The sequence below is a fragment of the Desulfovibrio sp. ZJ200 genome, assembly GCF_011039095.1.
Classification (GTDB): domain Bacteria; phylum Desulfobacterota; class Desulfovibrionia; order Desulfovibrionales; family Desulfovibrionaceae; genus Desulfovibrio.
Genome location: NZ_JAAKEH010000009.1, coordinates 61,667 through 80,562 on the forward strand (window position 1 = coordinate 61,667; position 18,896 = coordinate 80,562).

Genomic DNA, 18,896 nt, shown 5'->3' on the forward strand with positions numbered 1-18,896 from the left:
GGAGAGAGCCTCTCTCCCGCAGGACGCTTTTTACATTAGAGCAGAATACCTTTGACTTTCATAAAAAGTCAAAGGTAATCTGCTCTTAATACACGGGCTCACGTTCATCGTGCGGCGCTCTTGGGGACGTCTCCGTCGGCAAGGGCTGCGAAGGCTCCGCAGGCGCGCCCGTCGCTTCGGGTTCTGAAGCCTTTGGCCTGGCCTGGTTCAGCAGAGGCTCTTCTTTCTCTTGCCCGGGGATCACAGCAGGTTGCGCCGGGGCCGTTTGCTCTCTAGCGTCATCTGGGCGCGGTTCCGTAAGCTCCTCAGTATTGTTCGGTTCGGTCGGCGCAGCGGGCTGCGCCGGGGCGGGCTGGGGCGCGGTTTGCTGCGCGGGCGGCACGGCCGGGATGGTCAGGGCCTCGTCAGCCCGCGCGGGTCCGGCTTTCACAATATCACTGGCGCGGCGCAAATGGGCCTGAGGCGCGGCAGCCAGCTCGGGCGTGAGGAGCAGGGCCGCCGGCTGGGCCAGAACGGCCGCAAACAACGCGCAGACCATCAGCGCGCCGCCCGGCTGATCGCGCCGGGTGAAGCGGGTCAGGGCAAGGGCCGCTACAAGGCAGATGGCCCCCAGAATCGGCAGGGCAGTGAGCCCCAGGATCATCTCGCGTTGCTCAGGCGTGAGGGGATGGGAGAAAAAGCGCGCCAGCCAGTCCAGGCTGGGGCCAAAGCCCGCGGCTGCCAGGGCCATGCCCGCGTGCAGCAGGCAAAGAGCCGCGAACAGATAAAAGATACGGCTGCCCAGCCTGGAGAGCCGCAACAGCGCCCTGCCCAGAAGCGGCGCGGCCAGACAGATCAAGGCCACAACCGAACCGGGCAGATCCGGCGTGATCAGGCTCAACAGGCAGCCCGAAAACAGGGCGATCCAGAGAAAAGCACTGCCCCCGTTGTGCGAACGCCTGTTTTTGCAGTAGCTCCAGGCTTCAGGCAGGGCGCGTTTCCAGGACACGCACAGCACAATGGCGAGCCAGGGAAGCAGCCCGGCCGCGGCTGCGGCCAGGGGCAGCCACCAGCGCGCGTCGCTGGCCCAGGGGTTGAAAAAGAAGTGTGCGCTCAAATGCCGGAGATAGCCTTCGGCCTGGACCAGAAGGATCACGCTGCCGAGCCAGCCCGCCAGCATCAGCAGCATAAGCACAAAGCCCGCCAGCGCATCCGGGCCTTGAGCCCGGCGCAGATTGCCGCGCCAGATCAGAAAGGCGAAACTCGCCAGCAAGGGCAACAGCAGATGGAAAAGACCGCCTGCCAGGCCTGCCAGGCCCGCCAGCACAAAGCCCGCGGGCAGGCTGAGCCAGGCGCGCTCTTTTTGCCAGCCGAAGCAGAAGCAGACCAGAGAAAAAAGCAGGAGCGCGGCCGCCAGAGGCTCGGGGCCGGTATACTGCGGCAGTGGCGCGAACAGCGGCGCGCAGAGCAGCAGCAGGCCTGCGGCCAGGGCCGCGGGCGCGTCGAAACCGGAGACCCGGCTCAGAGTCCAGACGCCCAGCAGGGCCAGCAATGCGCTCAGAGCCGCCGCGAGAGAAAAGAGCAGGTCCGTCTGCGGCACGGCAAAGAGGTCAAAAGTCTTGGCGATCCCGGCCAGAAACCAGGAAAAAACCGGCCACTGCGCCAGATCTCCGGCCGCCGGGGCCAGCCATTGCCCGCTCTGGGCGGTCTGGCTGAAGATCAGAATGCTCCGGGCTTCGTGCGGGCAATAGAAATTGTTGCCCAAGAATGTCGGCCAGACCTGGGCTGCCAGCAAGATCAGCAAGAGGAGCGGCCCCATGCGGGCTGCGCCTCGAAAGAAACGCGCGGCCGGGCTGTCGGGCGATCCTCCGGGAGCCGCGCCGGGCTTCTGCGCTTCGGGTATTTGCGTCGTATCCCGGGCCTGCGCGTCGAGCGTGGATGATGCTTGCTGCTGTGCGCCGGACTGCTGTGGGGCGAAATGCCCTGCGAACGTGTCGTGAGTCATGCTACGGCCTCCTCGCTAAAACCGTTGTCGCAGAGGCCTGTTTGAGCCGTGCTGCGGTGAAGTTCTTCAGGGGCAGCCCTCAGTACACTGCCGTTTGCTGCAAAGCTGTCTTTTCCCGTGCGGCGGCGTTGCAAAGCGAAAATTGGCCTCGCGGCAGTGAACTGCCGCTTCGCCCGATTTCCGTTTTGTGCCCTGCCGCCCGAAAAAATCGTTATGCCTGTTGCCATGCCCATTGGGCCGCGTCCCGCGCGCAGACGCGCGCCGGCCTTGCAACGTCGGTTAGCCGTCGTCGCCGCTCGCCGGGCCCGCAAGCAGCACATGTCTGGCCTCACGGGCGTCAAGTTCGATCTCAAGCGTACGCCCGCTGAGCGTCATGGCTGTGCCGTCGCCCATGTCGCGGGCCGCGCGCGCCTGAATTCCCGCGGGCAAAGAAAGCGGAACGGCGCGTTTTTGCGCGGAAAAGTTGGCCGCCAGCAGCCACCAGCCACCGTCGGGCAGGGAGCTGAGCACAGCCAGGCAGCCCGGCGGCCCGGGCAGCACGGCCAGCAATGTGCCCTGGGCCAGACCTGCCTGATGCCGGGCCCGCAGCAGGCGCGCCGCTTCCTGCAAAAAACTGCGGCTGTCGGCCCATTGTTCTTCCAGCGTGCCGAAGGCCAGGGGCGCTGGCGGCGCGCCCGCCTTGCCGCTGCTCAGGCTCTCGCCCCAGAGCGGCACGCTGCCCGGACCGGTCGGCAGCCCGACCGGGGGCTGCGGCAGATTGAGCGCGCCGGTCAGCTCCTGCGGGCCGACAAAGGCCAGGCCCGGCAAACCCATGCGCCAGCCGAGCAGCAGCAGGCAGGCCCTGCGCAGCGCCGGCGCGTTTTCCGGCCGGGCTGCCGCAGCGGCATCCAGGCCAAGACTTGCGGCGGCCAGTGAGGCGGGCGTGGTCCGGAGGCGCAGTTCTTCCGGCCGGGCTTTGGCAAGCGTTTGCGCGTTTCGCGCCAGTTCCCGGCCCTGAGGCAGATCCAGCAAAGGCCGCCAATCCACAACCTGCCAGTCATGCAGACCGCGCGCCAGGCGGCTGTGATCCACATGGGCGGCCAGCGAGGCGCGCAGCAGGGCCTTGAGCGGGCCAACATCCCCGCTGAGCAGCGCATAGGCCGTTGCCGGAGCGGTGATCGTGTCACGCGTGAAATCCACGGCCGTGGCCAGCACGGCCGGAGTGAGCGAGGGCGGCAGCACGTCGTCCTGCATGGCCCAGCCGCCGTAGCGGTGCACTTCGCGCGCGGCGTCGTCCAGGGCTTCCAGGCCGGGCGTCAGGTGGGGGAGCCGGGCTGTCCATAAAGCGTGCAAAGCCGTTTTATCAAAAGCCGTTGGCGCGGATTCCGCAGGTACGGGCGGCACATCCAGCCCCATGAGCGCCTCAAGCCTGAGACCCGCCAGGGTTTGCCGTTGCAGGCCGGTATGCCGGATCACGGCAGCGGAGAAAATGCGCCGGGCCTGGCCCGAAGGATCCTGCCAGAGCAGCACCGGCCGCAACACGCTGCCGTTGTAGCGGTAGACCCAGCGGCGGATCTGCCCGTCCGCGCCGCGCACTTCGCCCGTGGCGGCCCAGCCGCCGGGCGTGGCCCAGGGCAGATTGTCCCTGCTCATGGCCGGGGGCAGAATGCCGCGCTCTGCCAGCGCGTGGGCTGCCTGGGGCCGCAACGGCAGGCATTCCCATTCGTCCGGCACGTTGGGCAACAGTTCCCAGTCTTTCCGGGGCACGGCAATCATGGCGTACAGGCCGTCAAAACGTGAGGCCCGCCGGGCCTGGAGAAAGAAGTCCGGCCCCAGGCCGGTGGCTGCCGGAGGCAGCTCGCCGCCCAGTTGGATCTGCGCCTGCTCCAGCCGCCCGGCCAATTTCTCAAAATCCGCGTCATCTCCCAGGGCCGGATCAAAATTCAGGGAAGTGACGTTTTCCCCGCCGGCAGCGGGCGGAGTGCTCCTGCTCCAGATGTCGCCGCGCTCTCCGGTGGGGGCCAGAAAGAGGCCGTTCAGACACGCCTGGTTCAGAAATTCCGTGAAATGTCGCGCGTCCAGGGCCCGGAACATGGGCTGCGCGGCGTTCACCAGATGGGGATTGACGGCCAGCCAGTTGGGCGCGGCCCGCAGCAGCAGCGGCATCCGCCGGGCCGCGGCGCTGTTGCGCCAGATTCGTTCCGTGCCGGAAACCTGGGCCGTGAATCCGGGCGCCGCGCCCAGCATGGATTGCCGCTCAAGCCATTGCAGATAGCCGGGGTCGGCCCTGGGCAATGCGCTGCCCGTCCCGGCGTTTGCGTGTTCTTCCGTCTGCACATGCTGGCCTGCCTGTCCGGAAAGAGAACCTTGTTGCGTTGCCCGGCGCGCTGAGGCGCAGCCCGTGAACAGGCACAAGGCGAGCAGAAAGACGAGCAGGTCGAAGGGCGGTCTGCGCAGGAGTGCAAGGCCGCGCTTGCGTCGCAGTGCGTGGGGCGGCATGGGCGTTATCTCCGTCAGACGGTGGAGGCGGGCTTTTCCTCCGCCTTGGCCAGATTCCACAGCTCGTCTTTTTCATCCAGGGAAAGGGCCGTAAAATCCCGTCCCTGCTCGCGGGCCAGTTCCTCCATGCGTGCAAAACGGCGCAAGAAACGCCGGGCGGCAAGGTCCAGGGCCTCGCTGGCCTTGATGCCCTTGCGGCGGCCCAATTCCGTGATACTGAAGAGCAGATCGCCCAGTTCGTGTTTCTGGGCCTCCGGATCGCCGTTGGCCGAGGCGTCGAGCCATTCCAGCCACTCGGCCTCCACCTGTTGTTCCACTTCCTCGTCCTCGGGCCAGGTAAAGCCGACCCGCGCGGCCTTGGAATGGATGCGGTAGGCCTTGAGCAGCGGCGGCAGGCTGGCAGGCAGGCTGTCATAGAGACCGCGCGGCGCATCCGGCCCCCCGGCGTGCTCCGCGCGCTTGATCTGCTCCCAGGTTTGGAGTTGCTCTTCCAGATTCTTGAAGACCGTGTCCCCGAAAACGTGCGGATGACGGCGAATCATCTTGGCCCGGTTCCGGTTCAAGGCGTCGTCAAAACTGAAATTGCCGCGTTTTTGGTACAAACGGGCGACAAAAAGCAGCAAAAACGCCACATCGCCCAGTTCTTCACAGATTTCGGCCACGTTGCCGGAGCGGATGGCGCTGACCAGCTCGTGACTTTCCTCAATAATATAGTCGGCCAGACTTTCCGGCGTCTGCTCCTTGTCCCAGGGGCAGCCGTCAGGGGCCGTAAGCGTGTCGATAACGTTCTGCAGTTCCTCAAGAGCGGTTTTTTCCATGATCAAGGTTTCCTGTGCTGATGTTCCGTGATTACAGGCCGAGCCGGGCGAGCAGATCCGGCGGCAGCCAGCCGCGCACCTGCTGGATCAGGGCGTTGAAATAAGGCAGGGTGCGGGAGTTCTGCATGAACGGCGCATTGTGAAAGAATTTTTGCAGAATCAACAGCACCAGGGCGCAGAGCAACACGCCTTTGGCCAGGCCCAGCAGGCCGCCCGCCAGCCTGTCCGCCCAGGAGACAAAGGAAAAGGAGAGAATTTTTTGCAGCAGGCGGGCCAGCACGGCCACCCCGAGGATCACTGCCAGAAAAATGAGCACATAGGCGGCAATGGTCCGCCAGGCGGGATCGGCGATAGCCGTGAGATGCGGGGAGAGCAGAGGGTGATAGGCGCGCGCGGCCCAGAATCCTCCCACCAGGGAGACGATGCCGGCCACCTCGCCCACAAATCCGTGAATAAAGCCCCGCCCCGCGAAATAGACCAGCGCCAGAATGATGATCAGATCGAAAATATCCTGCCCCATGCGCTCTCCCTGCCGTGGAATGCGTCCCACCATAGCAGAAGCCATGCCGCGAGACAATCCGGCCGCTGCTGTACAGCCCGCGGGCATTGGTCTATATTCCGGGCGTGATGCGCACGCTCCCGGATCAGGAAAACAGTGCCGGAGGTTCCGGCCTCGACGCGTATGCGCCGCGCATTTGCGTGCGCGCCTGCGGGCGCGCCTGGGAATTGGCGCGGGCCGCGGATCTGGAACAGTTGTGGGACGCCATGACCGACGACCCCCGCAATTTCGAAGATGAGCGCCTGCCCTACTGGACGGAACTCTGGCCCTCCAGCGTGGCCCTGGCCGAATGGCTTGCCCTGCGTCGGGAGGAAATTGCGGGCCGCGCCTGCCTTGACCTGGGCTGCGGCCTGGGCCTTACCGCCCTGGTGGGCCAGTGGCTCGGGGCGCGGGTCACGGCCGTGGATTATGAGGAAGCGGCCCTGGGCTTTGCCCGGCAGAATGCCCGGCTCAATCAGGTGCCGCAGCCGCTCTGGACGCTCATGGATTGGCGCCGGCCCGCGGTCAGGGCCGGGAGCATGGCCAGGATCTGGGGCGGCGATATCATGTATGAAACGCGTTTCGTGGCGCCGGTGCTGCGTTTTTTGCAGCACGCTCTGGCCCCGGACGGCGCGGCCTGGGTGGCCGAGCCGGGCCGCGCGGTGTACGAGGCTTTTCTGCATGCCCTGCACCACGGCGGCTGGCAGGGGCGTCGCGTTCATGCCGCGCAGGTGGAGCCTCTCTATGCCCAGCCTGTGCCTGTGACCGTGCAGGTCTGGGAAATCCGGCGTCGAGTCCGTTGAGCCTCGGCGCGGGCCGACTTTTTTTAACTGCCAAGGGCTGTGTTATGGGCAAACTGGCGCGCTTCGGCGTCTCGCTGGATGAGGCATTGCTTGAGCCGTTCGATAAACTCTGCAAATCCAAAGGCTACTCCAATCGTTCGGAAGCCATCCGGGATCTGATCCGCAAGGCTCTGGTGCAGGAGGCGTGGCAGACGTCAGAGGGGCAGGGCGCGGGCACGCTGACCCTGGTCTACGATCACCACAAAAACGATCTGGCCCGGCGGCTGATGCGCATGCAGCATGACGACCACGAGATTATTGTGACCACCCTGCATGTGCATCTGGATCATTACAACTGCCTGGAAGTGCTGGTGCTCAAGGGCGAGGCCGCGCGCGTGCGCGCCCTGGCCGAAAGGCTGATCTCCTGCCGGGGGGTCAAGCACGGCACGTTCAGCGTGACCACTACCGGACAGGATCTGGCATGATGGAAGACGTACAAAGCCATGCCCCCAGCGTGCCCCTGAGCATCGACAGGGTCGGCGTGCGCGAGCTCAAGCTCCCGTTGCTGGTGCGGGATCGTTCCCAGGGCGGCCAGCACACCGTGGCCACGGTGGATTTGGGCGTGGATCTGCCTCCGTCCTTCAAAGGCACGCATATGAGCCGCTTTGTGGAGGCCCTCGAAGGGTGGAATGAGGAACTCGGCTATCAGTCCGTGCGGCGCTTTCTGGAAAACCTCAAGGCGCGCCTGGGCGCGCGGCGGGCCTGGGCGCGCTTTTGTTTTCCCTACTTCATGCGCAAAGCGGCCCCGGCTTCCGGCAGCAAAAGCGCGGTGGCCTATGAGTGCCGCATTACCGGCGAGCTGGACGAGCACGGCCAGTCCTTCCTGCTGGATGTGGATGTGCCGGTGATGACGGTTTGCCCCTGCTCCAAGGCCATCAGCAAAGAGGGCGCGCACAGCCAGCGCGCCATTGTGCGCATGAGCGTGCGGATGATCGATTTCGTCTGGCTTGAGGAATTTATCGAGATAGCCGAGGAATCCGGCTCATCGGCGGTATTTACCCTGCTCAAGCGCGAGGACGAGAAGCTTGTCACCGAACATGCCTTTGCCCATCCTGCCTTTGTGGAGGACGTGGTGCGCAATGTGGCCCAAAAACTTTCCAGCCACGAGCATGTGGAGTGGTTCCGCGTGGAAGTGGAAAGCATGGAATCCATTCACAACCACAATGCCTTTGCCCGCATTGAGCGCCGCGTGAAAGAGGCGCGGCAGCCCTCTGCACGGCAAGCTTCGGGCGGTTCGTCTTGCCCGCCGGGTCGCAGACGCAACCCGCAGTGCGGACAGCCGGAGCAGAACCCATACACGCCTTCCTGAAAAGATTCCGGCGCGGGCCGGAGTAAATTTTTTGTTTCCAATCGGTCTTGCTGAGTAAAAACAAAGGATAGCCATTCCGAATGGGTAAAAGTTTGCGGAAAACCTTTGCAGCGGAAAAACTCTCCAATACCGTTGTGCGCCGCATTGCCTGCGTCATCGTGATCCAGCGCAAAGCCTGATGTTTTCATAGGAGTTAACGCCATGTCCGCCATCACCCGTTTATTCCCGGGTTTTGCCCTGCTTGCGGCCCTGCTGCTGGCCGGCTGCCACCACGGCGGCTGGTGCTGAAGCAGAGTTGCGAGCGCCGCTGCAACAGCGCGCCGCAGCCGCAACAAAGAGTGAACACAAATACAAATCGAAGAGGCTGCGGACTTCAGGTCCCAAGGCTGAAGGCGGCTAACGCTTTTTACTTTTTTTCGCTTTAGAGCGGTTTGCCAGAGCGTTTTGCTAATGAAATCAGCTAAACGCTCTGGCAGGGCGAAGCCATGCCCGCCGCGATCGTTCACTGCGTGAGTCACAGCCTGTAACTGTTTCGCAAACAGGCTGTAGATGCTCCCGCAGCCGCCGGAGCAATTTCAAAGTCAAATTGCTTTGGCCCCGGCCTTTGCAAGAGAAAGAACGCAAGCCCGTCCCGTCATATTCTTGCAAGTTGCGTTTGATCCCGGATCGTGCTTACCCCAGGACCATCCTGCGCGGCACACACGCCGTTGCCCGCCGGGATTGCACAACCATACAAAAAAGAACCTGTGTGCTTTTTCAGCACACAGGTTCTTGAATTTGTGGAGCCGCCTGTCAGATTTGAACTGACGATCTGCTGATTACGAATCAGCCGCTCTACCAGCTGAGCCAAGGCGGCATGGAAAAATTTTTTAGAGCATTTTCACTTTGAAAATGCTCTGCTGACGCGAAAGCGGCAGCCGCCGCAACGCGGCGTACATTCAGGCGAAAACCGCGTTTTTCGCCTGAATGCCACCTTTGACTTTCATAAAAAGTCAAAGGTAATCTGCTCTAGAACCAAGGAGCGAAAGGCGAAAACCGTATTTGCCATTTGCCCGGCAACATGCGGGAGTATTTTGCTTTACTCCCTCTCCTCACTCCTGGGGCTCATAAGTACGCATCGACCGCTTTGCCTGAACAAGGCAAGCCAACACCCGGTTTCTATTGCCAAAAAAGTCCCGCGCTGTCAAGCTGCCGGGTTCAACTCCGCTCCAGAATCAGCGGTATGGCGTGCAGTTCCCGGCTGATTTCCTCAGTGGGCCCGAGACTCCAGCGCAGATCGCTCTCGGGCCAGCCCAGGCGCGTGGCCACGGCTTTGGCCACACCCGCCACGTTAAGCACGGGATGGCGCTGAAATACCTCGGGCAGACCGTAGGTCAGATTGCAGGCCAGGCATTTGCCGGGCCGCTGCCGCAGGTCAAAAGCCAGCAAGGCGCGCGTGGGCGAGATCTCGCGGCTGACCAGCCGGATGTCGTAAGCGCCTTCTTCAGCGCCGCCGAACAAGGCGTCGAAAAAAGCATCAGCGCGCGCGGCCGGAAAAATTTCGTCCAGAAAGGCCTGATCAAGCGGTTGCGAAGACATGACAACTCCCAATAAGGATTCGCGCCTGCACGGCATTTTCGCATAGAGCATCTGCAAAGGCGGCCCGCGCTCGGCCTGCCTCAAGGCCTCCCGGCTTCCGGAGAGCGCCGGCAGGCGATCTCAGGGGAGGCATCGGCGCACGTCCTGGTCCGTCAGGCGCAGATCCTGCCTGGGCAGACGCGCGGGGCTGAAGAACGGCAGCAACTCAGCCGGGGACAGGGGTCGCCCCGCCGGGTTGAGCCCGGCCAGTCTTCCGAGCAGGCCGGTGACCTGCCGCGGATCTGCGCCCTTTTCCCGCAAGGTCCGCAGAGCAAGGCTGTGGTGACGTTTGGCCAACCGCTCTCCCCCGCTGTCCAGCAGCAGGGGAACATGCAGATAGGAAGGCGGAGCATAGCCCAACAGCCGCAAAAGGGCAATCTGGCGAGGCGTGGAAGGCAGAATATCGCGCCCGCGCACCACCTGGGTCACGCCCATCAGCGCATCGTCCACAGCCACGGCCAATTGATAGGCCACCACCCCGTCGGAACGACACAGCGCGAAATCGCCGCCGCAGTCCGCCAATCGGAAATTTTGCGGCCCTTGCAGCCCGTCTTCAAAGACGATGGCCTGATCCGGGCAACGCAGGCGCAACGCGGCTTTGCGGCCGGATCGCAAGGCCGCGGCCCGCTGTTCCGGGCTCAAATCGCGGCAGGTGCCGGGATAGGGCGCGCCCGCATCCCCGGGATGCGGCGCGGCGGCCAGCAGACGCAATTCCTTGCGGGTGCAGAAACAGGGGTAGGTCAGTCCGGCGGCTTGCAGCCGGGCCAGGGCCTGCGTATAAAAATCACCGCGTCGGCTCTGCTCGTACGGCCCGGCAGGTCCCCCCAGATCCGGGCCCTGATCCCAGTCCAGGCCCAGCCAGCGCAGGTCTTCCAGAATGGCGGAAGCATATTCCGGCCGGGAACGTTGGGGATCGATGTCCTCCTGACGCAGGATCAGCAGGCCGTTTTGGGCGCGCGCAGCCAGCCAGGCCAGCAGAAAAGCCCAGGCATTGCCGAGATGCAGGTAGCCTGTGGGGCTCGGCGCCAGCCGCCCGCAGATCCGGACGGGCAGGCACATGGGCTATTTTTTATTCCAGGGCATGGCCGAAAGCAACAGGCCAAACCCGCAAAAGCCGGTCAGGCCCGCAAAGACCAGCCCCGCGCCGACCAAAGCCGTGAGCCAGATCATGGGCGGCCAGAAAAACACGCCCGCAAGGCCCAGGAGCACCAGCGCTCCCGCGCCGATCTGGATCTGGCGGAAGATGGGCATGGCTTGATGCCCCCGTTCCACGGGCAGACCGGCCCTGGCCCAGGCGCTGACCCCGCCGTCCAGTTGCCACGCCGGGCCCGCGGCCAGTTTTTCCAGTTGGTCGCTCTGTTTGCTCGTGCGCTTGCCGGAATGGCAGGTGAAGACAATGGGCAGCTTTTCATCGGCAGGCGGCAGGGGCGCCCATTTGATCACCGAGAGCGGGACCACTTCCGCGCCGGGCACGCGTACGGCGTTCACTTCATTGGGCTCGCGGATGTCCACCAGGCGGATTTTTCCTTCCCGCAGCTTTTGAAAAGCGTCAACCGGACTGAGAAGAGGCAGCATGGTCTGCACCTACGATCTTTTGGCCCGGCTTTTGGAGCCGGAACTTTTTTTGCTTTTGGCGACCGTATGCGCCGCCACTTTGCGGGATGTGCTTTTGCGCGAGGCGGAAACTCTGGCTTTTTTGCCCTTGGCAGCAGTCACGGCTTTTGCCTGCCCCGTTTTGGAAACAGCGGCCTTGCCGCTCATGACGGCCGCGCCGCGCCGGGACCTTTCCTTGCCGGCCACCTGCACGGTCTTGCTGCGCGAGGCGCGGCGGGTCGTGACGCTGCGCCGCGTTTTGCCCGCTTTTTTCTGCACGGACAACTCGCGCACTGCCTTTTCCTCAGCATAATCGGTGAGGCGGCTTTCGGCCTGGGCCAGAAGATTTTCGTCGGCTTCAAGTTTGACGCGGCGCGCGCTCAGAAAGGTCTTGCTGAAATAGGGATCGTCCAGGGAACTGATCTTCACCGAGCTGCGGCGGCGCGGGCTGTGGATAAATTTGCCCTCGCCCACATAAATGCCGGTGTGATAGCCGCGTCGGGGATGGCGAAAAGCCACAATGTCGCCCGCGCGCATCTCTTCCACCTTATTGATGCGCTCGCCTACCACGGACTGCTCGCGCGCGGTGCGCGGCAATGTTACGCCCACGCTTTTGTACGCCCAGCTCACAAAACCCGAGCAGTCAAAGCCGCCCGGGCCTGAGCCGCCGCGCACATACGGAGTGCCGATGGCCGATCTGGCCTTGCTGAGCACTTGCTGCCCGGCCCGGGCCTGCTCTTTCTCAAGCGCGACCTCGTAAGAGTGGCGGAAGCGCTCGACGCGCAGGGGTTCATCCATTGAAGTCTGCTTGGCCGCGCATCCGAAAGCCAGCCCGCACCCTATAATCAAGGCGCACAATTTCAAACACTTGCCCATCCGCACTCCATCCCTAGAGCATTTTTTGATTGAAAATATCCATTTTAAATCACTTCGCTGCCCTCATTTCGCGTCCAGGCTCCAGCCGTTGCGACGAAGGAAGCTAGGGATGGAGACAGCAATGAGTTACCACAAAAAACATGCAACGAAACCGCTGTCGCCATCCGTAAGGCTCGCAGACTCGCCAACGGCTGGCGCAAGCAAGCAAAGCTTGCTAACGGCTACCGCCGGCGCGGGCGACAGCTAACGCTGTCGCCAGAGCGGTTTAGCTAATTTCATTAGCAAACCGCTCTAGTGGTGACTGCCTGACCGCCCTGACGGCGCAGACAGGAAAAGATCAATGTAGCTGCCTTCACGCTCCGGCCCGCACTGCTCCGTTTGTGATGCCGCCGCGCCGCGTGGGGGCGACGGAACTCCCGCTTCATCCGGAGTCCGGACCGAACTCCCAGCAAACAAAAGACGGGCAAAGCAGCCCATCAGTTTGAAAAGCCGCGTCAGGCTTTCATATCCAAAAGCGTTCCCAGCATGGCGTCCCCGCTGCGCATGACCTGGGCATTGGCCTCATAGGTCCGCTGCGTGGCGATCATCTGCGTCATTTCGCGAGCCAAATCGGTTCCGCTCGGCTGCACGGCTTCGGGCAACAGGCCAAGGGCCGCGCCCCGCAACGACGCCGAATCCGTAAGGCCCCGCGTATCGGGACCCTCAACCGCCCCGGCAAGCCCGGAGCCTTGAAAAACAGCATCCAACTGCACGCCCCGGCCTTGCGGGCCGGTGGCGTACGCCGCGCGCTGGGGCTCAAAGCCCGCGGTATTCACGTTGGCCAGATTATGCGCCGTCACGGCCATGCCCCGGGAATGGGCATTCATGGCCGACGCGGCGATGTTCATGCCTGCGGAAATGCTGCTCATCACATATACCCTGGGGGCGTTTGTAGCATAAAAAAAACTGAGTGCAAAACGCTTTTTTGCGCTCCTTGCCCGGCACTACACTGCGGACAAGCTTTTCATGTACTGCAACGCGCCAAAGTGTTTCGCGTTTTGAACGTTCCGGCGTTGCTGAAGCAAACTGCGGTACTGCGGCTGATGCCGGAGAAAGCCAAACCCTTACTGCGGCCTGGCGTTACAAAGCGCGCAGCATTTTGCCCGGCCCCTGTGACAGGATATTCTCTGCAAGAGAAAAAGACGTTGCGGCAAAAAAAATTGGGGCTGTTCTAGAGCGGTTTGCCAGAGCGTTTAGAGCATTTTCAAAGAGAAAATGCCCTAAAATGAAACTCCCATTTTTCAACGACCGAGCGCAATGCCGCGCAAAGCGGGCGCAGGGCTCAGCTCCAGAGACGCTGGAGCGTCCTCTCTTGTTTTTCCTCCTCCCTGCGGCGGCGTTCCTCCAGCGTTTCCAGCAGACGGCGGGCGGCAGCTCCCAGGGCCGTTTGCGGACCGCTGTTGTCCACAAGCAGATCGCAGGCCGCCTGTTTGCGCGCTTCAGGCCATTGCCAGGCCTCCAGCGCGGCGGCTTTCTCCTCGCTCCAGCCACGGCCAGCCATGATTCTGCCAATGCGCAGCGGCAGGGGACAATGCACGCCTACGCTCAGCGGCCGGGGAGAAAAAATGTTTTGCCAACCGCATTCGAAGTACAGCGGCACTTCGGCCACAGCCAGAGGCGCGCTCAAGGCCTCCTGTTTTTTCCAGAAGGCTTCCAGGGCCTCGCGTACCAGGGCATGCGCCATGTCTTCCACTTCGCGGCGCAGGTCGGCATTGCCGCGCATGGCAGAGAGCAGGGCGGTTTTGTCCACGCCGCCGTCCGCGGCCAGCAGGTCTGTGCCCCAGCGTCGTCCGATCCAGTCTGCGGCCTCGCCGCGAGGCGCGTAGAGGGCAGCCACAACCGCGTCGGCGCTGAGCACGGGCACGCCAAGAAGGCTCAACTCCTTTGTCAACGCGGACTTGCCGCTGCCCGGATTGCCCGTGATTACCACGCGCTGCGTGCGGCGGCAGGCGGCCAGGGCCGCGGCAGGCAGATCGCCGGGCGGCGGACAGTTGAAGCGCAGTTCCTCGCCTGTGCCGGGATGCTGGAAGGCCAGACGCCAGGCGTGCAGCATCTGGCGCGGGGCCTTGGCCTGTATTTCTTTGGGCGCATAGAGCCTGTCGCCCAGCAAGGGATAGCCCAAATGAGCGAGATGCACGCGGATCTGATGCGTGCGGCCGGTGTGAATGCGCACGGCCAGCAGCGAGACTGCCTGATCGGGCGCGATCCAGAGCCGCGTCCACTGGCTGTGCGCGGGCTTGCCGCCGCGCGCCTCGGGCAGCACGGCCATTTTGATTTTGGCGGTGGGGTGACGGCCCAGCGGTTCCCGGCATTCCCCCGCGGCAGGCGGCAGCCCGCTGACCAGAGCCAGATATTCCTTGATCACCTCGCGACGCGCAAAAGACGCGCTCAACGCAAGCCGCGCGGGTTCGTCCAGAGCCACGAGCAAAAGCCCGCTGGTGTCTTTGTCCAGCCGGTGCACAATGCCGGGTCGCAGGCCTTCGAGCTTTGCCAGTTGCGGAAAGCGCCCGAGCAGGCGTTGCACCAGGGTGCGCTCCGGGCAGGAAGGGCAGGGGTGTACGGTCAGCCCGGCAGGCTTGTTGCAGACCACAAGATGCTCGTCCTGCCAGAGCAGTTCCAGATCTCCTTCCTCGGCTTGGAGCGTGCTTTTGGCCTCCGGCAGGCGCAGAACAAGGCGCTGACCAAGGCGCGTCCTGGCGTCGGGCCTGAGCAGAGGCAGGCCGTCAGCCAGGCAATGCCCGGCCAGCACGGCTTTTTGCAGGGCAGCCCGGGAAAGCGCGGGCGCGGCGTCCCGCAGCACGCGATCCAGACGCTGCCCGGCGTTTTGTGACGTAATCAGAATATCAATGTCGCTCAAGGCCGTGTACCCGAAAGCGTGGACAAGGTGCGCAGCCGATCCGCAAAGGTCGTGGCCCGGTACAGATTTTTCAGCTCCGCGCCGGGAGTGATGGAGGTCACCACGGCCCTGCCGATGACAAAACGCGCGTCATCGTTGCCTTCCTCAATGGTGCGCACGCCCCAGACATTGTGAAAAATAGCCGGGCGATCCTTATATTTGCCCACATACAAGACAATATGGCCGCGCATGCCCACAAGGCTGAGAAACGGCACGCCGCTGCGCAGAATGACGCTTTCTTTTTCCTTGAAGCGCAGGCCTTCCAGGGACTGCACTACGCCCACGCGCGCTTGCGCGCCGGAATTGCGCGGCAGCCACAGCCCGAAGGGGGTAAAGAGCTCGCGGGTCAGGGCCGAGCAGTCCCGCTCGCCGAACATGCCGCCCCAGCCATAACGCTGCCCCATCATCACATTGCCCACACGCGCCACATTGCCGGGAGTGAGCGGCAGGGGCTTGGGCCGAGCATCGCCCGCGGCAAGATCGATCTCCGCGATTTGGGCCATGCCGCCCGAACTTCTGACCGGAACCAGCACCCGCAGGCCGCCGTCGGCATTTTCACCGGCCAGCGGCAGGATCGTGCCGATATTGGCCTGACTGTCGCCGCGCTTGCGGCCCGTGCCGGGCAGACGCACCTTGTCGCGCAGCAGCGCCGCGTAGCGCCCCGTGCGGTAGGCCTGCCTGAAGCTTTCATCCACTGGGGCGACGTCCTGGGCATCCACCCATCCGCCTGCCACCGGGCATTCCACAAAATGCCAACGGCCGTCCCGGCTGGTATGCGCGATGAGCAGAGGCGTGCCCGGCGGCAGAAGAGCATACTGAAAATAGTCAAAAGGATTGGCTTTGGGGTCTGGCGTGGGCTCGGCAAAGCGGCTTTCATGGGTGGGCATCTCGCGCAGATCCGTGTTGCGCAAGGTGATGGCCGCTTGCCCCCGCGAAGGAAACGCGCGCAGGTTGGCATTGCGGCCGAGGCGATCCCATTCTTCCTGCGTCCAGCGCACACTGCCGTGTCTGAAACCCCGGGCCTTGTGAAAAATGGCCGCCACATCACGCTTGCGCATGGAGGTCTTGCGCATCTCCCAGGGGCCGAAAAAGATCCGGTTAAAGCGCGCATCCTGGGCAGCCTGCTCCGCGGCGTCGATCAGGGGCTTGTCCGGGCCGACGGCTGTGGCGTAGACGTTCAGATCCTGGGGGAACTGCCGTTGATCCGCCACCGTGCCCATCCATCGGGGCAGATCCCCTTCCCGCGTGGGCATCTGCTTGCCGCCGCAACCTGCCAGCCAAAGCAGGCTGAACAACAGCAGAGCCATTCCAAGGACTCTGGGGGCCCTGGCGGCACAAGGCCGCCGTGCTGCGGCGCGCGAGCTGGCGGCAGATGCAGGGCCGGAGGGGAGGAGAGACAAAGACAGTTGCGAAAACGGGCCGCCGGACCGCATGCCACGGCAGGCCGGGCAAAATGTTTCAAATCTGGGGGACACGCAAGAGCGCAGGTTCATGGCAGATCTTTTTCCTTCATTTTCTTTCGACAAAAACAAGACGCTGCGGAAGTCCGGGAGAGGGCGACGAGAAAAACCTACCCGCCGCTCTTGATAACATCAGGAGCCCTCATCCGGCAATGTTTACGCGGGCGACAAGAAGGTTACATCCAAGGCTTGACAAAGCGAGCCGTTATCTTTACTACTGACTGCGCTGTCACCATCGTCTATCCGGTTAGGACGGCGGCCTCTCAAGCCGTTAAGACGGGTTCAAATCCCGTTGGTGACGCCAATCGATCAGAAGGTGTAGAGTTTCGCTTCACGCGAGATTCTACACCTTTTTTCGTTTGACCCCCTCCCGCCAGTCCGGGGCGTTTCGCCGCACATAGCTTCCTTCCAAAAGTGATATTCCCCTGTTTTTATCAGGCGGAATAGTACGCCAAACGGCGTCTTGGGGAAATACCCCACAGCAGGCAACAGGTCCAAGGCAGAACGCTGCGGATGATGCGGATTGGCCCGTCAAGCATAAGGAGAACAGCAATGGAAGCAGCCTTTTCTGATGCTTATGCTCGGATACTGAAAGCCACGGGTTGTGACGGGCAAGCAGAGCTGGCCAAAGAGCTTGCTATTTCTCCGGCGGTCATTTCCGACAGTCGCCGCCGTGGCGAGATCAGGCCGGAAATCCTGCTGGCTTTACTGGAACGGTGGGGATTGAATCCGAACTGGATTCGCACGGGGAAAGGCAGGCCGTACTTTTGTGCATCTCCGATACAGATTGCGCAGATGGCAGGAAGAGGGCTTTTCCCTGCGGCAGAAGAACAGGCCTCAGCTCCTCCGCAAACAGCATTTTCAGACGAGCAGAAGCTGGCCTGTATTAAGCTGCTCTGTACCAATTTTGATTGTGGACGGGGCATTTGGAAGCAGATCGACGAGAATCGGGAGTTGATCCAGTTCTTGTTTCATGAATTTCCGGAAGTAAAGGAGCGAGCCTCCTTTGTAGAAGGATGGATTGGCGATACCGACTACTTCCTTAACTGTCTGGCTGAAATTCTCGAAGTGGAAATACCTTTTTGGGCACGAAACTTTCCCCGTCCTTGGCCAGGGAGGCATGGTGATCCCCAAAAATGTGCTCTGAAATGGACTGATAATATGAGAAAGGCCATTCGTGAAGCAGAGAATAACGAGAAGAGCGTCAATGCCTGAAGGTGATGAATTCTATCCGCGAAACCGCCTCTCCGGGCGGTCGTCGGGGCGTGGCGGCCCCGGCCTGATGAGCAGCCCAATCAGGAGGACAAAAATATGAAGAGGCATCAGGAAAGTACGGCTGTATTGCTGCTGGATGATATTTACGAATCCACGGATCCAGCGGTGAAGCGATACATCATGCAGATCATGGAAGAGGAAATGGACAAGGCGCAGGAGCGCGCCCTCGTCCGCGTGGCTCAGAAGTTCAGGCATCTGCTTTCTCCCCAGATGCAGCAGACCCTGGCCGCACAGTATCCGGTGACGGCGCTGGCGGCGTCGGCCTGATTTCTTTCTGGCGTCAATCTCAAAGGGGCAAGGCATGATTAACCGTGTCACACTGGTCGGTCGGCTGGGGCATGAGGTGGAGCTGCGCTGCACCAACAATGGGACACCCGTCACCAGACTCCGGATCGCCACGGACGGTTCCTACAAAAATGCTGAAGGCGTCCGGATTGAGAATACGGACTGGCATTCGGTGATCGTGTTCGGACGATCGGCGGAAAACTGTGCCGCGTACATCGGCAAGGGCAGCCTTGTCTATGTGGAAGGAGCTCTGAAGACCCGGAAATGGATCAGCCAGGACAAGATTGAGCGCTATGCCACTGAGGTGGTCAGCCGTCGGATCCAGTTCCTGGACTTTCGGCACACGGACGGCCAGTCCGCCGACGCGGTACCGACGCCGCCCCCTGATCTCATGGCCGATGACTCCGGCCTGGAAGAGTCCATGCCGGACATGGGCATCAACGACATGCGGGATTAGAGCGTTTTGCTAATGAAATTAGCTAAACGCTCTGGCGACAGCGTTAGCTGGCGCCCGCGCCGAATGAGCCTGAAAACCACGCTTTTCAGGCGCTTGTCCCGCTTGCGGGGAAATGATGGCAGCGCCGCTTTTGAAATTGAATAATTTCAAAAGCAAAATGCTCTAGGGCGTGTTAGCACTATCCTGCGTATTCTCAACTATTTTAAATGGTTCAACGAAAATTCTTTCTCCGGCAGAATTACGAGGCAGTGTCCCGAAAAAACAAGGTTTTTTCTGATAAGCGTGAACAGGCCCTAGAGCATTTTCACTTTGAAATTGCTCTGGCGGCCGCGGGAGCGGACGCCCGCGCCGAATGAGCGTCCAGACCGCGTTGCGGTAGCCGTTAGCAAGCTTTGCTTGCTTACGGATAGCGACAGCGGTTGCGTTGAC

17 protein-coding genes, 2 tRNA genes, 1 other RNA gene and 1 pseudogene are annotated in these 18,896 nt (G+C 62.5%); 8 read left to right on the top strand and 13 right to left on the bottom strand.

All coding sequences use genetic code 11. The annotated features are described in order from the left end of the window. Positions 1-85: 85 nt before the first annotated feature. The 4 genes from G7Y52_RS04440 to G7Y52_RS04455 form a co-directional block, all read right to left on the bottom strand. On the bottom strand, positions 86-1,984 hold the full coding sequence (locus G7Y52_RS04440) for a hypothetical protein (RefSeq protein ID WP_165066711.1): 1,899 nt from the start codon (positions 1,982-1,984) through the stop codon (positions 86-88). Between the two features lie 279 nt (positions 1,985-2,263). Beyond that, positions 2,264-4,462 carry a hypothetical protein gene (locus tag G7Y52_RS04445; RefSeq protein WP_165066714.1) on the bottom strand — a complete coding sequence of 733 codons (2,199 nt, stop codon included), beginning with the start codon at positions 4,460-4,462 and terminating at the stop codon, positions 2,264-2,266. Between the two features lie 14 nt (positions 4,463-4,476). Further along, positions 4,477-5,280, bottom strand: coding sequence for a nucleoside triphosphate pyrophosphohydrolase (gene mazG / locus G7Y52_RS04450; RefSeq protein ID WP_165066717.1), 804 nt, complete (start codon positions 5,278-5,280; stop codon positions 4,477-4,479). Between the two features lie 31 nt (positions 5,281-5,311). Continuing rightward, positions 5,312-5,845: a CvpA family protein gene (locus tag G7Y52_RS04455; protein WP_241159587.1), complete on the bottom strand. Its 534-nt coding sequence runs from the start codon at positions 5,843-5,845 to the stop codon at positions 5,312-5,314. Between the two features lie 62 nt (positions 5,846-5,907). Between G7Y52_RS04455 and G7Y52_RS04460 the strand changes: the two genes are divergently transcribed. From G7Y52_RS04460 to folE2, 3 genes and pseudogenes are all read left to right on the top strand, one after another. Further along, positions 5,908-6,621: a 50S ribosomal protein L11 methyltransferase gene (locus G7Y52_RS04460; protein WP_165066775.1), complete on the top strand. Its 714-nt coding sequence runs from the start codon at positions 5,908-5,910 to the stop codon at positions 6,619-6,621. A 44-nt stretch (positions 6,622-6,665) separates the two neighbouring features. Continuing rightward, on the top strand, positions 6,666-7,085 hold the full coding sequence (gene nikR, locus G7Y52_RS04465; RefSeq protein ID WP_165066720.1) for a nickel-responsive transcriptional regulator NikR: 420 nt from the start codon (positions 6,666-6,668) through the stop codon (positions 7,083-7,085). Next, a pseudogene (folE2, locus tag G7Y52_RS04470) lies at positions 7,085-7,858 on the top strand (GTP cyclohydrolase FolE2); the annotation flags it as partial. The gene nikR and the pseudogene folE2, both read left to right, overlap by 1 nt. Positions 7,859-8,749: 891 nt before the next feature. Here the strand turns inward: folE2 and G7Y52_RS04475 are convergent. From G7Y52_RS04475 to G7Y52_RS04510, 8 genes are all read right to left on the bottom strand, one after another. Continuing rightward, a tRNA-Thr gene (locus G7Y52_RS04475) sits at positions 8,750-8,825 on the bottom strand. 341 nt (positions 8,826-9,166) lie between these two features. Then, complete coding sequence (locus G7Y52_RS04480) at positions 9,167-9,547, bottom strand: hypothetical protein (RefSeq protein ID WP_165066723.1); 381 nt, start codon at positions 9,545-9,547, stop codon at positions 9,167-9,169. Between the two features lie 120 nt (positions 9,548-9,667). Then, positions 9,668-10,645, bottom strand: coding sequence for a tRNA glutamyl-Q(34) synthetase GluQRS (gene gluQRS, locus G7Y52_RS04485; RefSeq protein ID WP_165066726.1), 978 nt, complete (start codon positions 10,643-10,645; stop codon positions 9,668-9,670). A gap of 3 nt (positions 10,646-10,648) precedes the next feature. After that, the gene (locus G7Y52_RS04490; protein ID WP_165066729.1) at positions 10,649-11,161 is read right to left on the bottom strand and encodes a rhodanese family protein; all 513 of its coding nucleotides are present in this window, start codon (positions 11,159-11,161) and stop codon (positions 10,649-10,651) included. Between the two features lie 9 nt (positions 11,162-11,170). Next, positions 11,171-11,977, bottom strand: coding sequence for a C40 family peptidase (locus G7Y52_RS04495; RefSeq protein ID WP_241159588.1), 807 nt, complete (start codon positions 11,975-11,977; stop codon positions 11,171-11,173). A gap of 572 nt (positions 11,978-12,549) precedes the next feature. Continuing rightward, positions 12,550-12,963, bottom strand: a complete 414-nt coding sequence (locus G7Y52_RS04500) for a flagellar basal body rod C-terminal domain-containing protein (RefSeq protein WP_165066734.1) — start codon at positions 12,961-12,963, stop codon at positions 12,550-12,552. Positions 12,964-13,376: 413 nt separating this feature from the next. Continuing rightward, positions 13,377-14,951, bottom strand: coding sequence for a dephospho-CoA kinase (locus G7Y52_RS04505; RefSeq protein ID WP_165066738.1), 1,575 nt, complete (start codon positions 14,949-14,951; stop codon positions 13,377-13,379). Continuing rightward, entirely contained in the window at positions 14,948-16,297 is a 1,350-nt protein-coding gene (locus tag G7Y52_RS04510) for an NlpC/P60 family N-terminal domain-containing protein (RefSeq protein WP_165066743.1), read from the bottom strand. The genes G7Y52_RS04505 and G7Y52_RS04510 overlap by 4 nt, the downstream gene beginning before the upstream one ends. A 381-nt stretch (positions 16,298-16,678) precedes the next feature. On the opposite strand from G7Y52_RS04510, the gene G7Y52_RS04515 reads away from it, so the two are divergent. The 5 genes from G7Y52_RS04515 (at position 16,679) to ssb (ending at position 18,467) form a co-directional block, all read left to right on the top strand. Then, positions 16,679-16,754, top strand: a tRNA-Glu gene (locus G7Y52_RS04515). A gap of 248 nt (positions 16,755-17,002) precedes the next feature. Next, positions 17,003-17,665: a helix-turn-helix domain-containing protein gene (locus G7Y52_RS04520; RefSeq protein WP_165066748.1), complete on the top strand. Its 663-nt coding sequence runs from the start codon at positions 17,003-17,005 to the stop codon at positions 17,663-17,665. 16 nt (positions 17,666-17,681) lie between these two features. After that, an RNA gene (locus G7Y52_RS04525) (hammerhead ribozyme type II) lies at positions 17,682-17,746 on the top strand. A gap of 15 nt (positions 17,747-17,761) precedes the next feature. Further along, positions 17,762-17,992 carry a hypothetical protein gene (locus G7Y52_RS04530; RefSeq protein WP_241159589.1) on the top strand — a complete coding sequence of 77 codons (231 nt, stop codon included), beginning with the start codon at positions 17,762-17,764 and terminating at the stop codon, positions 17,990-17,992. Between the two features lie 34 nt (positions 17,993-18,026). Then, the gene (gene ssb, locus G7Y52_RS04535) at positions 18,027-18,467 is read left to right on the top strand and encodes a single-stranded DNA-binding protein (RefSeq protein ID WP_165066755.1); all 441 of its coding nucleotides are present in this window, start codon (positions 18,027-18,029) and stop codon (positions 18,465-18,467) included. 162 nt (positions 18,468-18,629) lie between these two features. Here ssb and G7Y52_RS14865 read toward each other — a convergent pair. Further along, the coding region (locus tag G7Y52_RS14865) for a hypothetical protein (protein ID WP_206215189.1) at positions 18,630-18,896 on the bottom strand (267 nt) is incomplete at its 5' end.